The 14,714-nt window shown below is 37.6% G+C and carries 16 protein-coding genes and 1 pseudogene; 12 read left to right on the forward strand and 5 right to left on the reverse strand.

Translation table 11 applies throughout. The features are described from left to right. The first annotated feature begins 188 nt into the window (after positions 1-188). The 8 genes and pseudogenes from JGH11_RS14940 (at position 189) to JGH11_RS14970 (ending at position 4,608) form a co-directional block, all read left to right on the forward strand. Positions 189-515, forward strand: a complete 327-nt coding sequence (locus tag JGH11_RS14940; RefSeq protein WP_201113150.1) for a helix-turn-helix transcriptional regulator — start codon at positions 189-191, stop codon at positions 513-515. A gap of 69 nt (positions 516-584) precedes the next feature. Next, positions 585-1,034, forward strand: a pseudogene (locus JGH11_RS20275) (N-acetyltransferase family protein); the annotation flags it as partial. Between the two features lie 42 nt (positions 1,035-1,076). Further along, on the forward strand, positions 1,077-1,508 hold the full coding sequence (locus tag JGH11_RS20280) for an arsenate reductase ArsC (RefSeq protein WP_370567605.1): 432 nt from the start codon (positions 1,077-1,079) through the stop codon (positions 1,506-1,508). After that, positions 1,501-2,535 (forward strand): ACR3 family arsenite efflux transporter, encoded by a 1,035-nt coding sequence (arsB, locus tag JGH11_RS14950; RefSeq protein WP_201113152.1) that lies wholly within the window; start codon positions 1,501-1,503, stop codon positions 2,533-2,535. The genes JGH11_RS20280 and arsB overlap by 8 nt, the downstream gene beginning before the upstream one ends. After that, a complete protein-coding gene (locus JGH11_RS14955; protein ID WP_236264016.1) occupies positions 2,532-3,338 on the forward strand; it encodes a cation transporter in 807 nt (268 codons plus the stop codon). Before arsB ends, JGH11_RS14955 begins: the two co-directional genes overlap by 4 nt. Before the next feature lie 19 nt (positions 3,339-3,357). Further along, positions 3,358-4,107 (forward strand): arsenite methyltransferase, encoded by a 750-nt coding sequence (gene arsM / locus JGH11_RS14960; RefSeq protein ID WP_201113153.1) that lies wholly within the window; start codon positions 3,358-3,360, stop codon positions 4,105-4,107. Next, positions 4,071-4,295: a helix-turn-helix domain-containing protein gene (locus JGH11_RS14965; protein WP_201113154.1), complete on the forward strand. Its 225-nt coding sequence runs from the start codon at positions 4,071-4,073 to the stop codon at positions 4,293-4,295. Before arsM ends, JGH11_RS14965 begins: the two co-directional genes overlap by 37 nt. Beyond that, complete coding sequence (locus JGH11_RS14970) at positions 4,288-4,608, forward strand: helix-turn-helix domain-containing protein (protein ID WP_201113155.1); 321 nt, start codon at positions 4,288-4,290, stop codon at positions 4,606-4,608. Before JGH11_RS14965 ends, JGH11_RS14970 begins: the two co-directional genes overlap by 8 nt. Positions 4,609-4,689: 81 nt before the next feature. Here JGH11_RS14970 and JGH11_RS14975 read toward each other — a convergent pair whose 3' ends face one another. Beyond that, positions 4,690-5,925 carry a site-specific integrase gene (locus tag JGH11_RS14975; RefSeq protein WP_201113156.1) on the reverse strand — a complete coding sequence of 412 codons (1,236 nt, stop codon included), beginning with the start codon at positions 5,923-5,925 and terminating at the stop codon, positions 4,690-4,692. A gap of 444 nt (positions 5,926-6,369) precedes the next feature. Here JGH11_RS14975 and JGH11_RS14980 point away from each other — a divergent pair, with 444 nt between their 5' ends. The 4 genes from JGH11_RS14980 (at position 6,370) to JGH11_RS14995 (ending at position 10,896) form a co-directional block, all read left to right on the forward strand. Beyond that, the gene (locus JGH11_RS14980; RefSeq protein WP_201113157.1) at positions 6,370-7,704 is read left to right on the forward strand and encodes a site-specific integrase; all 1,335 of its coding nucleotides are present in this window, start codon (positions 6,370-6,372) and stop codon (positions 7,702-7,704) included. Positions 7,705-7,892: 188 nt separating this feature from the next. Next, a complete protein-coding gene (locus JGH11_RS14985) occupies positions 7,893-8,195 on the forward strand; it encodes a helix-turn-helix domain-containing protein (protein ID WP_201113158.1) in 303 nt (100 codons plus the stop codon). Next, complete coding sequence (locus tag JGH11_RS14990) at positions 8,195-9,721, forward strand: phage/plasmid primase, P4 family (RefSeq protein ID WP_236264017.1); 1,527 nt, start codon at positions 8,195-8,197, stop codon at positions 9,719-9,721. Before JGH11_RS14985 ends, JGH11_RS14990 begins: the two co-directional genes overlap by 1 nt. Before the next feature lie 104 nt (positions 9,722-9,825). Beyond that, entirely contained in the window at positions 9,826-10,896 is a 1,071-nt protein-coding gene (locus JGH11_RS14995) for a DUF6371 domain-containing protein (protein ID WP_201113159.1), read from the forward strand. A gap of 102 nt (positions 10,897-10,998) precedes the next feature. On the opposite strand, the gene JGH11_RS15000 is transcribed toward JGH11_RS14995, so the two are convergent. The 4 genes from JGH11_RS15000 to JGH11_RS15015 all read right to left on the reverse strand — a co-directional run. Further along, entirely contained in the window at positions 10,999-11,472 is a 474-nt protein-coding gene (locus JGH11_RS15000) for a cupin domain-containing protein (protein WP_201113160.1), read from the reverse strand. A gap of 11 nt (positions 11,473-11,483) precedes the next feature. Further along, positions 11,484-13,154, reverse strand: a complete 1,671-nt coding sequence (locus JGH11_RS15005; protein WP_201113162.1) for a carboxymuconolactone decarboxylase family protein — start codon at positions 13,152-13,154, stop codon at positions 11,484-11,486. Between the two features lie 19 nt (positions 13,155-13,173). Next, on the reverse strand, positions 13,174-13,650 hold the full coding sequence (locus JGH11_RS15010) for a nuclear transport factor 2 family protein (protein WP_201113165.1): 477 nt from the start codon (positions 13,648-13,650) through the stop codon (positions 13,174-13,176). A gap of 44 nt (positions 13,651-13,694) precedes the next feature. Continuing rightward, positions 13,695-14,714: alpha/beta hydrolase (locus tag JGH11_RS15015; RefSeq protein WP_236264018.1), on the reverse strand; the 1,020-nt coding region annotated here is incomplete at its 5' end.

Here is a 14,714-nt window from a genome sequence, read left to right on the forward strand (position 1 = left end):
GTATATTTAGTTTGATTTGCAATAAAAATGGTTTGCAAATTTTATATCCGGATATTTGCTGTTATTAAAAATGATAAGCCATATAATTTCCTACTATATTAATCAATATTCAAAAGATTAAAATATTATTCGTAATATTGCGAATTAAATATTATTCGTATATTTGCGAACTATAAATATAAGTAGTTATGTCAAAGAAAGAATTAACAGCCGAGCAAGAACAGCTTGCACGCTTCGCAAAAGCATTAGGGCATCCTATTCGTATAGCTATTCTGGAAATGTTAGCCAATCAGTCATGCTGTTATCATGGCGATATGTCTGAGGTACTACCCATTGCCAAAAGCACCCTTTCACAGCATTTGAATGAGTTGAAAGATGCCGGATTAATACAGGGAACAATTACATTGCCGACAGTTAAATACTGTATCAATGAAGAAAACTGGCAAAAAGCAAAAAACTTGTTTTCTGCATTGTTCGTTGAAATCAATAATGAAGAAAGTTGTGGCAACAAATAAAAATTTTACTCCATAAGTTCGTCTATTTGCGAATTGTACGTATGGTTACGAATTATAATATCATATAATATGAAAATAAGGAAAGTAACATTGGAAGATGCAAAAGAAATTTGCAGGATTTATAATTATTATATCGAAAATACAGCCATCACCTTTGAAACGGCAGCCGTAAGCGAAGGTGAAATGAAGCAACGCATAAAAGGATTTTTAGATGAAGGCTTTCCTTACTATGTAGGAGAGATTGACAGCAGGATTGCAGGCTATTGTTACCTGCATAACTGGAACAACCGTTGTGCTTACTCTTCTACAAAGGAAGTAACCGTATATCTTGATAAAGATATGCACGGTAAAGGGCTTGGGACTATTCTTTATCAACATCTTTTCAAAGAAATATATAAAGGTGATATACACGCCCTGATAGCAGGAATATGTATTCCTAATGAAAATAGTGTACGTCTGCATGAAAAATTCGGGTTCAAACAGGCATCGCACATGAAAGAAATAGGCTGGAAGTTTAACCAATGGCGTGATGTAGGGCATTGGCAGATTGTGATAAACCAGATACCACCAAAGATTCTTATTCTTTGTACAGGCAATAGTTGCCGTAGCCAGATGGCACACGGGTTCCTGCAATCTTTCGATCCTAAACTATTGGTCTATTCCGCAGGAACAAAAGCAAGCGGAAAGGTGAATCCTAAAGCAATAGAAGTAATGCAGGATGCAGGAGTGGATATTTCACACCATACATCTGATGATATAAATTTACACATAAATGATGAGTGGGATTATGTGATAACTGTTTGTGGCGGAGCTAATGAGAGTTGCCCTGCATTTGCCGGTAAAGTAAAGAACCGTTTACATATCGGTTTTGATGACCCTTCCGAAGCAACAGGAACACCAGAATTTATACAATCCGAATATATCCGGGTAAGGGATGAAATCAAAAAAGCATTTTACGAGCTCTACACAAACAAGATAAAAGGCTATGAGTAAAAAGAAAATGAGTTTCCTGGATAAAAACTTAACCCTTTGGATATTTCTTGCAATGGCTATCGGTGTGGGATTGGGATATTTTATTCCTTCTTTCAGCAGTTATATAGATTCCATGTCGAGTGGGACAACAAACATTCCTCTGGCAATCGGTCTTATCCTGATGATGTACCCTCCATTGGCAAAAGTGGATTACAAACAACTGCCGAAAGTGTTTTCCAACGTAAAGATTTTATCTATTTCTCTCATCCTGAATTGGATTATCGGGCCTGTATTAATGTTTATACTTGCTATTCTGTTTTTACACGATTATCCCGAATATATGGTAGGCGTTATCCTGATAGGTCTGGCAAGATGTATCGCAATGGTGCTTGTATGGAACGATCTGGCAGAAGGTAATACTGAATACGGTGCAGGGCTCGTTGCCTTGAACAGTATCTTTCAGGTGTTCTTTTACAGTTTCTATGCGTGGATATTCGTGACAAAACTACCGCCATTATTCGGTTTCGAGGGTGCGATAGTGGATATATCCATAGGTACGATAGCAGAAACAGTCGCCATCTATTTAGGTATTCCTTTTCTTATGGGGGTTTTTAGCCGTCTGATATTGGTTAAAATCAAAGAGGAACAATGGTACAAAGAAAAGTTTATTCCTGCCATTTCGCCTATTACCCTGATAGCCCTGTTATTTACCATTGTATTAATGTTCAGTCTGAAAGGTGAACTGATTCTACAAATACCGTTAGATGTGGTGCGGATTGCTATTCCGTTGCTGATCTATTTTGTAGTGATGTTTTTCCTTAGCTTCTTTGCTGGCAAACTAATGGGAACTTCTTACGACAAAAATGCTTCAATAGCCTTCACAGCCACAGGCAACAATTTTGAACTCGCCATTGCAGTTACTATCGGCGTGTTCGGCTTACATAGCGGGCAAGCCTTTGCAGGCGTGGTTGGTCCGCTTGTCGAAGTACCTGTATTAATTCTATTGGTGAATATAGCCTTTTGGCTAAGAAAAAAATATTATAAATGAGTACCATATATAAGGCTGTTTTCAAAATAGAAAAGATGGATTGCCCCTGTGAGGAAAACCTCATACGCCTGAAATTAGAGGATATAGATAATATCATTCGTCAGGAATATGACTTAGCAGATAGAATATTGACTATTATCCATACGAACGATATTGCTCAAATTGAATCGACTATCGCTGATTTAGATTTAGGCTCTACCTTATTGGAAAATACAGAAACAGAGTATATCGAACAGAATGGCGAAGATAAAAAACAGCGAAAAGCCTTGTGGACTGTGTTGATAATCAATTTTGCTTTCTTCGTTATTGAAATGGCAACGGGTATTATTTCCAAATCGATGGGATTGGTCGCCGACAGTCTGGATATGTTGGCTGATGCTTTCGTTTATACTCTGAGCCTTTTTGCTGTGGGAGCAGCAGTAGCCCGAAAGAAGAAAGTCGCTTTAATAAGCGGTTATTTCCAAATTCTATTGGCTGTATTGGGTTTTATAGAAGTAATCAAACGGTTTATAGGCATCGAAGAGATACCTCATTTTGAAACAATGATCGTAATATCCATACTTGCCCTTATTGCAAATTTAGCTTGTTTGCTCATTCTTCAAAAAACAAAAAGCAAGGACGCTCACATTCAGGCAAGCCTGATATTTTCATCCAACGATGTCATAATAAATACAGGAGTTATACTTGCCGGAGTAGCTGTCTGGTTCCTGGATAGTGTTATCCCCGACTTGGTAATAGGTAGTATTGTATTCGCGATTGTTATCAGGGGAGCTTTGCGGATATTGAAACTGGCAAAGAGTTAAACAGAAAAATATATCAATCATGAACGATAATCAAAAGAAAAAAGAATTAGTAAAACAACGTTATAGCGAATTGGCTTTAACCGGTGATGCCTTAAAATCAGGCTGTTGTTGCGGCACAAGCCCTGCAAGCCCATCTAAAAAGGTTTTCACTATTATGAGTGAAGACTATACAAAATTAAAAGGATACGAAGCCGATGCCGATTTAGGTGTAGGTTGTGGATTGCCTACTCAATATGCGGGAATAAAAGAAGGAGATACTGTTTTAGATCTGGGTTCCGGGGCAGGTAATGATTGTTTTATAGCTCGTGCAGAAGTTGGAGAAAAAGGAAAAGTAATAGGAATTGATTTTTCTCCTCAAATGTTAGAAAAAGCACGAAAGAACGCTGTAAAAAGAGGTTATACTAATGTGGAATTTATTGAAGGAGATATTGAAAATATGCCGTTGCCCGACAATTCGATAGATGTCGTGGTGAGTAATTGTGTGTTAAATCTACTGCCTGAAAAGAACAGGATTTTCAAAGAAATATATCGCGTACTGAAAAAAGGCGGTCACTTCTGTATTTCCGATGTTGTTCTTAATGGTGTATTCCCTAAGGAATTTACTGATAATGCGTCTATGTATGCAGGTTGTATTGCCAGTGCCATACAACGGGAAGATTATCTCGGCGAAATTGAAAAGGCTAATTTCTCGAATATTAAAATAGAACGAACAAAGACAGTCATTATCAAAGGTTGGATGCTTTATCTGAACAAAATGAGAGCAAAGTAATAGGCAGTTGGTTAGACGGTCAGGATGTATGTGTGATTCTGAATATCAGCAAACGTAAACTTCAGACACTTCGTGATAGCAGGCAGATTGCCTTTACGATGGTCGGACACAAGGTTTACTATAAAGCAGAAGATGTACAGAGCCTTATTAAAAAAGTAGCGGAAGGAAAGGAGATGTCAAATGAATAGCAGGTATTCAGATAATGAAGCAAACAGCCTTATCACTAAAAACACTCCCCGCATAGTAGAGTTTTTTTCTTCGATCGACCATATGCTTGATAATTTGGAGAAGATGAGAATTAACAGTAAGCCTATACTGAACGGGGAGAGGTATATAACAGACAAGGAATTGTCAGAGCGATTGAAGATAAGCCGGAGGGCATTACAGGAATATTGCAATGAGGGGAGAATCCCTTACTATCAGATAGGGGCAAAGATTCTCTACCGGGAATCGGATGTAGAGAAGATACTGGAAGCCAATTATCGTAAATCCTATAGATAACAACAAAAGCCGCAAGATTAGTCTCTGCGGCTTTTGTGATTTTATATTCGGAATTTTCGAATGAAAATGTGAATAGATTAATTAGAAATCCATCGCCTTAATCACGTTTTCCATATCCCGCTTAATTGAGCCGTCAAGCACTTTTGCATATCGCTGTGTCATTTTCGTATTCTTGTGGCCGAGTATTTTGGCTACATTTTCCATTGAAACTTTATTCGCTAAAAACACTACCGTAGCCGCCGTATGACGGGCTATGTGACAGGTCAGCGGCTTATTGAAGTTACACAATCTGGCAATATCCCTAAGATAATCGTTCATGCAGATGTTGCTGAATACAGGCAGAACAACCTCACGGACAACGCAATGGGGATGATTCTTATATTTTTCTATCAACTTTACAGCTTGCGGAATAAGTGGAATATTACACATTACTCCGGTTTTCTGACGAGGCTTGCGAATCCATAGCTGACCGTCGTTATCTTCCTTGATATGTTCCGGTTTTAAGGTTTTTACATCAGCGAAGGCAAGTCCGGTGAACGTGCAAAAGACAAAAATATCCCGCACCTGATTGTGTTGCGGAATCGTAAACTCTGTATTGATTAATGTGGCAAGCTCTTCTTTTGTAAGAAATTCGACGTGAGTTTCCTGTTCGATAAACTTAATTCCGAAAAACGGGTCTTTCTGCACCCAGCCATTAGCCATAGCAATACGGACGATCTTTTTCAGGTTCTTCAGATGTTTGATAGCGGAATTATGGTGGCAACCGCATTGCGTTTTAAGGAACAGGTCATAGTTCCGCACAAACAAATTATCCACACTGCTAATTGGCATATCCTCTGTCCTGTATTCAGAAGCCAGATATTCTTTCAATCTTAAAAGATAGGTGTCGAATTTCTTGGCGGTTACTTCGGCATAATCTACTCCAATCAGCGAATGGACTTGCGTATTATGTTCTGAAAAAATGTCGATAAGTGTTTTCGGTTTGTCCGGGTCTTCTCGACCTTGCATAATATAGGCAATAGTACGTGCCGTTATTTCCCGTCCGTCCATTTCCATTTGACGGAAAATTTTAAAAACCTTAGTCTGGTAGACTTCTATAAAATGGTTGACTTCACGTGCAGCAGCATTGTTTGCCGTCGCACATTCTTTAGCCTGATTCCATTTATTAGGTAAAACAGAGCGTTTAATCATGATTTCGGTTCGCTCTGAATCTACTGTAATGCGCATACAGATAGGAGCTTCGCCATTTTTTAATAGTTTGGTTTTCTTAGTGAAGAATAAAACATTCAATTTGGTGTTTGACAATGATTCGTACATAGCTTTTTTTGTTTGCAAAATTACTGACTATGCACTTCTTGATAATTACGTAAAACGCTGATAATCATTGAATAAAACTCTGCGTGGTGGACTTTTTAGTGGACTTTTTATTTTAAATTTTGCTCCACCTCGTAATCCTCGTTTTTGATGCTTTATTATGCCCTAAATGGCACTTTAGGGCAAAAGAAAGACCTCAGGAATCGTTTGATTCTCTGAGGTTTACTTGTAATTGCTTGAATTACTGGCGGTATGGACAGGACTAACCAGATGCGATTATTGTAAAATTATAATTACTTCAAATATAGCATATTTATATTATAAATAAATAATATACAATGTTTTATATATAAAAAACTAATTGCATTTAATAGAAAATAATCTTATGTTATTGCGATTATGTTGTGCAAATTTATTATATTTGCACAACCATTAAATCTAAATAATATGGCAACCGTAAAAGCATTTATCCGAACAAGTAAAAATAACAATGAAGTTACTATCCGTTTTCGATTATCCGATGGTAGAAGTGTACAGATTTTTCATGTAAGTGAGTTGGTTGTTAAGCCTGATGTATGGGATAATAAAGAACAGTGTATCAAAAAGCGGGTATTATATAATGAAGAAGCAAGACAAAAACTAAACACCGCCGTCAATGATAGAAAGGCATTGATATTAAAGGTGTATAATTTAGAAATGAACAAAGAAGGGCTTACTTCGGAATGGTTGGATACTGCGGTTGATAAAGCTTTATATCCTGAGAAATATAAACCTCAGTTAAAAATAGATACCCTTTTCAAATTTACGGAACAGTTTATTGCTGATGCACCAAACAGGAAAGACAAAACGACAGGACGATTATTGACATATAATAATATACAACAATACAAGGCAACGGAAAAGCACCTAAAGGCATTTGCAGCCAAAATAAGAAAGAAAGATTTTAGGTTTGATGAGATTAACCAATTATTTTATGATGGCTTTACTGCTTATTTGCAAAACGAAATACAAGCCATAGACGAAAACGGAAAACCGAAGATTGATGAAAATAATAAACCTGTTTTACTAAAGGAAGCGTTCACAGCTAATAGTGTCGGTAAACATATCCGTATCTTAAAACTGATGCTTAATGAGGCTACAATGCAGGGAATAAATACATCAAATTACTATAATAGTTTCCATGTATTTACAGAAGAAGTTGACACTGTGTACTTAACAGAAACTGAACTACAACAATTAAAAGATAAAGATTTTAGTAAGTCACCTTATTTAGACCGTGTGCGGGATTGGTTTTTGCTATTGGCTTGGACGGGTTGCAGGTTTAGCGATCTGGAGAAAGTTGGTAAGACAGATATAAAAGACGGGTTTATAACTTTCCGACAACAAAAGACAAATACTAAAGTTACAATACCTTTGCATCCTGTAGTATTGGAAATATTGGAAAAATACAATTTTAATCTGCCTGAGCCGATAACCAACCAACGGTTTAATGAATATATCAAAGAGGTTGCAAAATTAGCGGGAATCAACTCTGTAGAGCTTGTGACAACTACAATAGGCGGTAAATTAGAAACGAGCCAACACCCTAAATGGAAACTTGTATCGAGCCATACCGGACGGAGGTCTTTTTGTACGAATATGTATAAGAGGGGTCTACCTACTTTAATGATAATGAGTATTAGCGGGCATAAGACTGAAAAAAGTTTTTTGAAATATATCAAGGTTAAGCAAAGCGAACATGCGGAGTTGATGGCTAAAGCTTGGCAAAATATATACAAATAGTAATACTTTACAATAGGTTGAAATCAGATACATTACACCCTAAAATTAGGATGTTGCATTTCATTGAATTTATTGTTATATTTGTAGTATAATATTCGCATAAAACGAATACAGAGGCACAAAGCCCAATGTTTTTCTTTAACAGGAAAAATGTTGGGCTATTTTTTTTACACAACTAACACAACACAATGGATCTAAAAGAGATTTTGAGTTCAGGCACAAACGTTACATTGGCTATATCGGCTAATGATTTAAGGGAATGGCATAAGGAAGTTATCGCCGACACCAAACGTGAACTGGAAAAGGCTGTGATAGCCGAAAAAGCCGAACACTACATTGACGCAAAGCAAGTCACCGAATTGTTAAACATTGATTTATCTACACTATGGAGATGGGAAAAGAGAAAGTATCTCATACCTGTGAAGGTCGGAGGAAAGCGGAGATACAAAATGTCGGAAGTGAAATCATTAATTGAAGGAGGACGTAAGTAATGACAGAAAAACACAACGCCCCCGCCGAAGGATGGCAAGGGGCTGAAAATCAATCTAAAGATACTAATATTATGGGAGATACACAACTGATGGATGCTACATTAAAAGTAAGGCAAGAAATATCAATGTGTAATTCTGAATTGGAACAGCGAAAAAAAGAGCAGTATAAAGGTAAGTCATACCAAACTATATTGAATGAGTTACTAAATCAGATACATAGCGTAAATTTTCGGGAAATAGCCGGATTAGAAGCAGACGAGAAAATAACACGCAAGCTTTATCTTGTCATTGCCACAGAAAAGATATTAAGTATAGCAATAGACAATAATTGGGGGTTATGTACAAAGAACGGCTTTATATATGTTTATAACGGTGCTTATTGGCAGGTGATTGATACGGAAGACTTTAAACCGTTTCTTGCCAATGCCGCCATAAAAATGGGTGTTCCTGTATTCGATGCAAAATACCATGCTTTTAAAGATGAGCTATACAAGCAATTTATATCATCTTCCAATTTACCGACACCGGAGAAGAAAGATAGCATTATGATAAACTTACTGAACGGGACATTTGAAATATCAGGAAATAGACAACTGTTAAGGCTACCGAAACGGGAGGATTTTATTAAATATCAGCTTCCTTTTGAGTATAGACCGGATGCTAAATGCCCGTTGTTTTTCCAATACCTGAACAGGGTGTTGCCCGACGAGGATTGCCGGAAGGTATTAAGTGAATATTTAGGGTATGTATTTTTGGATAGCCTCAAATTGGAGAAAGCATTAATTCTCTATGGAAGCGGGGCAAACGGTAAAAGTGTACTCTTTGAGATAATAAATGCCATATTGGGAGAGGAAAATATATGTTCCTATTCTTTACAAAACCTTACCAAATATGACAGTTACCAAAGAGCCGAACTATCAAATAAGCTACTTAATTATGCAAGTGAAATAAACGGCAAACTGGAAACGTCCATATTTAAACAGTTGGTAAGCGGTGAGCCTGTTGAGGCAAGGCAGATATACGGTAAACCTTTTACAATGAAGGATTACGGCAAGCTGATGTTTAATTGTAATGAGTTGCCGAGAGAAGTAGAACAGACAAACGCTTTTTTCCGGCGGTTTATCATTATCCCTTTTCTGGTTACTATTCCCGAAGCGGAACAAGACCCCGAACTTGCCAAAAAAATCATCAATAATGAATTAAGCGGTGTATTTAATTGGATATTAGAGGGGTTGAAACGGCTGATAATACAAAAGAAATTCACACAATCGGCTCTGGTAATGGAACAGGTAAATGCCTACCGTAAAGAATCGGATAGCGTGGCAATGTTCATCGAGGATGAGAACTACAAACCTTCTGTTGATGAGGATATACCGTTGAAGCTATTATACAACGAGTACAGGGTATATTGTAATGATAACGGATATAGGGCTTGTTCATTGCGGACAATATCTGAAAGGCTTAAAATGTTGGGTTTTGAGATGAAAAGGAAAACACAGGGAAACGTTATTTATGCTAAAAAATAAGTTTCCAATTACTTACATATTCTGCATTTGCTACATAAACCATGTAGTAAATGTAGTTTATGCAGGGAGAATAAAACATTTTTTTCATCTAATATCAAATACACATGAATAATAGATTTGAACTTGAAAAAGGAAGCAGAAAGTATATCTGTCCGAATTGTGGTAAAATGTCATTCGTATATTACCGGATAAATGGGAACGGTGCTATAATCCATGAATCAGTCGGAAGGTGTGACCGAATCGAAAAATGCGGCTACCATAAAAAGCCGAGAGAATGGTTTAATGAACATCCGACTATTAGACCTGACTATAAGAGCGTTAAACCGATACCAGAAGTGACAACCAATCCAATAAGCTATATACCATTAAAATACATAGATGAAAGAGCAAATACACGAAACAGCAATTTTGTTTATTTTCTGTTTAACCTATTCGATTGGGAAACGATAAAAAAGACAATAGACCCTTACTTTATCGGATGTACGGAAGATATGGCGGTTGTGTTCCCTCAAATAGATGAACAAGGCAAATGCCGGACAGCTAAAGTACAGAAATACGATAGGGAAACAGGGAAACGACAAGGTGTTTATTTATATCATGGAGATAAGAAAATAAAGCCTAATTTACCTAATCCCTATAATCTGCAAATGTGCCTGTTTGGTTTGCATCTTATCCGTTCAAAAAATAATATCGGTAAGACTGTATGTATTTGCGAATCGGAGAAGTCAGCTATCATTGCCGCCGGATGTATGCCGGAACATATATGGATGGCTGCGGGTGCATTGGATTGGCTGAATGTGGAGAAATTAAAGCCATTGAGAGGTTGGAATATTGTCTTGTTTCCTGATACTTCGACTACCGGATTAGCTTTCAAAAAATGGACTAAAATAGCTGATGAGGCGACAAAGGCGGGCTTATTGGTTATGGTTTCCACAATGTTGGAGGATAATTGTACGGATGAGGAAAAAGCAAATGGTTATGATTTAGGAGATTATTTGATTGACAGGATATTAAATAAAAAACAGGCAATAGAACCGGAAACACCCGAAGAAGAGCCACAAGCGGAACAGTATAGTGTAAGTGATGACTTAAAGAACATGATTAGATTGAATCCGGCAGTTCAAATGTTGATAAACAACTTTGATGCAGTCGAAGTGTCAACTACCGAAAGCTAACTAATAGGGTAGCCCCCACCCCTATTTTGAATCTGCGAAATAGGGGTTTCGGTGCAGGAAAATTTTTTGGTTATTTTCAATAGACTTACCACTAATATTACATTATTTGTTATCATAGCTATTGTATTCTTCGTCGGTGACAGGATCGAACCACACCGTAGTACCATTTTCTCTTCCTGTAATTGCGACTTGTATAAATTCACTATCGGGGCTTGCCCCATGCCAGTGTGGTATATTATGAGGGCATTTTACTACTTCTCCTTTATGAATTGTTTCTATCGGCTTTCCTTTCTCCTGATAATAGCCTATACCTCCTATAGCCAGTATGATTTGCCCCGCCGGATGAGAATGCCAGTTTGTTCTTGCACCAGGTTCAAAGGTCACGCTTCCCACAGCATTCTGATTCAGACTATCAGCAGAGATTAAATCCATGAGCCATGCATTACCCGTAAAATTGGAATTGGTAATCTTTTCTCCTTTTTCAAAAATCAATTCATTATTCTTTGTATTGAAGTTACAACACGATAGCAAGATAACTCCCATTATTACTATTATAGCTATATTAATTTTCTTCATACTATATTGATTTATTTAAGATATTGTTTAAAGAATGAATCGAGCTTTGACAGTGATACAGCCGTATATTCAGGTCTGTCATACAGGTCAACATGCGATGCACCGGGCACGATATATAACTCCTTTGGTTCTGCCGCTTTGCTGTATGCGTCCTCACTAAAATAAGCAGATACAGCACGTTCACCAACGATAAACAGAAGCGGACGGGGCGAAATTGTTTCAATCTGGATAAATGGAAAGAAATTCATCATCGGTGCAAGGCTTGTATATGAATAACTGGTAGTAGAGTTAGGATGTCCGCCACGAGGTGTCCTGTAATAATCGAAAAACTCTTTTGTATTTTCTGTATCGTTTTCACTGAGTACGGTAGGAATTGCAGCAATATCTTTTCTGGATTCACCTTTAAATTCTCTTGTGCGTTGTTCTCCTATTTCGTCCAATGTCTTCATGCGTTGGTCATAAGTAATTACATCTCCTAAACCTTGCCTGCGGGCACGTCCCATATCATACATACTAATTGTAGCCACAGCTTTTATCCTGTGGTCTATTTGTGCCGCACTCACAGAATAGCCGCCACCGCCGCAAATACCTATTACCCCGATAGCCTCTGTTTTTACATTTTTATGATTGCTCAGAAAATCTACTGCTGCACTGAAATCTTCTACACGTGTCTCAGGTGATTCTATATAACGAGGGTATCCGCCGCTTTCTCCATAATGGGAAGCATCGAAAGCAAGAGTTATATAACCCAGTTCCGCCATTTTCTGTGCGTGTAATCCGGATGTTTGCTCCTTTACCCCGCCAAAAGGATGCCCTATAATAATTGCAGCATATTTCTTGTTCGCATCATAATTGAGAGGAAAATATAAATTACCGACAACATTATTATGGAAACGGTTTAGAAAAGAGATTTTTTCTATCCTTATACCATTTCCCATTTTTGAGGTGTTAAAATCAGAGTTTAAACCTTTGCTTTGTAGTACCTCTTTCAACACGGTTCCGGCTGCATCTGCTTCTTTTTTGCCGACATTTATTTCTATTATATTGATTAGTTGATTTAGTTGTTCAGGAGTTATACCGACATTCAAAGATAAATTCATGTGAGAACTTAACATCGGTTCAAGTCCTCCGAGAGCAGCAATTACCGATACCGTAACCATTTCCCGTTGAGCATAGGTCAATACATCACGTTCAAATATATCGGCGAACAGATGTTCTTTCAGAAAAGTTTCTATTTCAGGACTAAATGCGGCATAGCCCGTTTGTGGTCTTCCCTGTATTGTCACTCCGGAAAGCTCCGCCAAGATTTTTTTGCCACGTTCGTATTTGTCACGTGTGTCTGTTATGGGCGATGCTTCACGTCCCCAATTATCATTTATGGCGTTGGCTTTTCGTTGGTCAAGGACGCTCATTAATGTTTGCAGTCCACGAATACTTCGAGGAAATCCACTATAGGCATAAAGATGTACCAATACTTCTTTTATTTCATTGACTGTTAATTCTGCATCAAGCCCTGCATTTAGCTCTATTTTCAATTTATCCAATTCTCCTTTAGCTGCAAAAGCTGAGATGGTAATTATTTTTTCTTGCTTTTTTGTCAACATCTTATCCTGTGCATTTATGTTACCTGATATTCCCAATAACAGAATAATTATTCCTATGTATAAATTTATTTTTCTCATCTTGTTGTATTGTTAGCTATTAATCACCGAGTAATCTGGTAAATGAAAGTGAACCTAATTTCCATTTACCGTCTATCAATACATATATTTCCGTAACCATAAAAGGATTGACAACCTCGTTGCCACCGACAACGGCAGTCAGGCGAATCCTGTCTAAAATGATAGCCGTATTATCAACAAAGCGGACGGATGTCTCTTTTATTTCTGCATGTTTATAATGGATTCCTCCACTTTTTATGGTATTGAGTTCCTGTTTTTTATTCATCGTTCCACCCATATGGATAAATACAGCCTCTTCGTGAAAGAGAACATCTAAAGAATCTACATTGCGTTCTGCCATCCATTCCCATTTTTGTTTGGATAGATTAATGAGTTCCTGTTTTGTGCCTTCATCATACTTTGCTGTTTGTGCATGCAAACAATTTAGACTTATAATTAATATCCCCAGCACTAAAGATGATGTTTTTATACTGTTTTTGAATATTCCTTTTTCCATGATATACGTTTTATGGATTATTTAAATTCTCATATTTACCTGTTTTATTCCCTAATATGTTTTTGCCAGAAACGAACTGCTAAATCGAGCCATCCTTCGGCATCTGTTCCTGTGCCAAGACTGAATCCGTGCCCTGCACTTTGATATCTGCGATATTCTACTTCCACACCTGCACTGCGAAGATTTTCGACACGCCTTTCAACTGTATTTACATTGGCTATTCCATCGTTGGCTGCAACCGTTATAAACGCAGGAGAAAAATCACTTGAATAACTTGCTTGCCCGGTATAGGCAATTACAGCCGTTGCAGGTTTTGGGAGATTATCTCCGCCATATGCAGCAACACCACTCAAGGCTATATTGCCCGCCATACGTGCTCCTGCCGATCCTCCCCAGACAGAATAATCATTAATACTGACACCAAGTGTTTTAGCATTGCGGAATATATAAGATATTGCTGTCGCCAAATCTTCGGTAGCATATTGTTCACTACCGATACGGTATCGTATTACAAATGCGTTCAAACCTAATTCGCTTATTCGCTTTGTCAAAGGAAAACCCTCGTGTAATGAACCGATATACGAGAAGCCTCCACCGGGACAAACCACTGCAAAAGGAGCATTCGGATTTCCCCTATAGAAAAATATTCCGGTATTTCTTTTTGCCGGATTTTGCTGTTTTTGCTGCTCGGTGTATATATCATAAAAGATTGTTTTCCCCTGCCCAACTTCATCAATTAGGTAATTTACAGCGTCTAAAACGATATCAGGTCTTATATTCCCGTGATATGGCATAAGTGAACCAACATTTGAAAGGCGTGTATCGTAATAAGAAGTATTGTTATCATAAGTTAGGAGCAATTCCCCAAAGCCTTCAAATGCAGGATGGTTTACAATATCACGAACATAGTCGTTTGTTGTCAGGTGTGTTTCCTTATTGCCGTTATTTTCTCCGTTTTCGTTCCCTGTTCCATCTATAATTTCCTGACCTTTATTTTCAGGATTGGATGGTGTATTATCGCTACAATCTGTAAGAAAAAGCATTAACATCAATGATAGTAACAT

The organism is Dysgonomonas sp. Marseille-P4677, assembly GCF_016652235.1.
Classification (GTDB): domain Bacteria; phylum Bacteroidota; class Bacteroidia; order Bacteroidales; family Dysgonomonadaceae; genus Dysgonomonas.

Excerpts from the sequence above, each read along its gene's own strand:
- JGH11_RS14940 (WP_201113150.1), top strand. The coding sequence starts at position 189 with ATGTCAAAGAAAGAATTAACAGCCGAGCAAGAACAGCTTGCACGCTTC.
- JGH11_RS15010 (WP_201113165.1), bottom strand. The coding sequence starts at position 13,650 with ATGGAAAAAGGAATATTCAAAAACAGTATAAAAACATCATCTTTAGTG.
- JGH11_RS14970 (WP_201113155.1), top strand. The coding sequence starts at position 4,288 with ATGAATAGCAGGTATTCAGATAATGAAGCAAACAGCCTTATCACTAAA.
- JGH11_RS14955 (WP_236264016.1), top strand. The coding sequence starts at position 2,532 with ATGAGTACCATATATAAGGCTGTTTTCAAAATAGAAAAGATGGATTGC.
- JGH11_RS14990 (WP_236264017.1), top strand. The coding sequence starts at position 8,195 with ATGACAGAAAAACACAACGCCCCCGCCGAAGGATGGCAAGGGGCTGAA.
- JGH11_RS14995 (WP_201113159.1), top strand. The coding sequence starts at position 9,826 with ATGAATAATAGATTTGAACTTGAAAAAGGAAGCAGAAAGTATATCTGT.
- JGH11_RS14985 (WP_201113158.1), top strand. The coding sequence starts at position 7,893 with ATGGATCTAAAAGAGATTTTGAGTTCAGGCACAAACGTTACATTGGCT.
- arsB (WP_201113152.1), top strand. The coding sequence starts at position 1,501 with ATGAGTAAAAAGAAAATGAGTTTCCTGGATAAAAACTTAACCCTTTGG.
- JGH11_RS14975 (WP_201113156.1), bottom strand. The coding sequence starts at position 5,925 with ATGTACGAATCATTGTCAAACACCAAATTGAATGTTTTATTCTTCACT.
- JGH11_RS15005 (WP_201113162.1), bottom strand. The coding sequence starts at position 13,154 with ATGAGAAAAATAAATTTATACATAGGAATAATTATTCTGTTATTGGGA.
- JGH11_RS15000 (WP_201113160.1), bottom strand. The coding sequence starts at position 11,472 with ATGAAGAAAATTAATATAGCTATAATAGTAATAATGGGAGTTATCTTG.
- arsM (WP_201113153.1), top strand. The coding sequence starts at position 3,358 with ATGAACGATAATCAAAAGAAAAAAGAATTAGTAAAACAACGTTATAGC.
- JGH11_RS14980 (WP_201113157.1), top strand. The coding sequence starts at position 6,370 with ATGGCAACCGTAAAAGCATTTATCCGAACAAGTAAAAATAACAATGAA.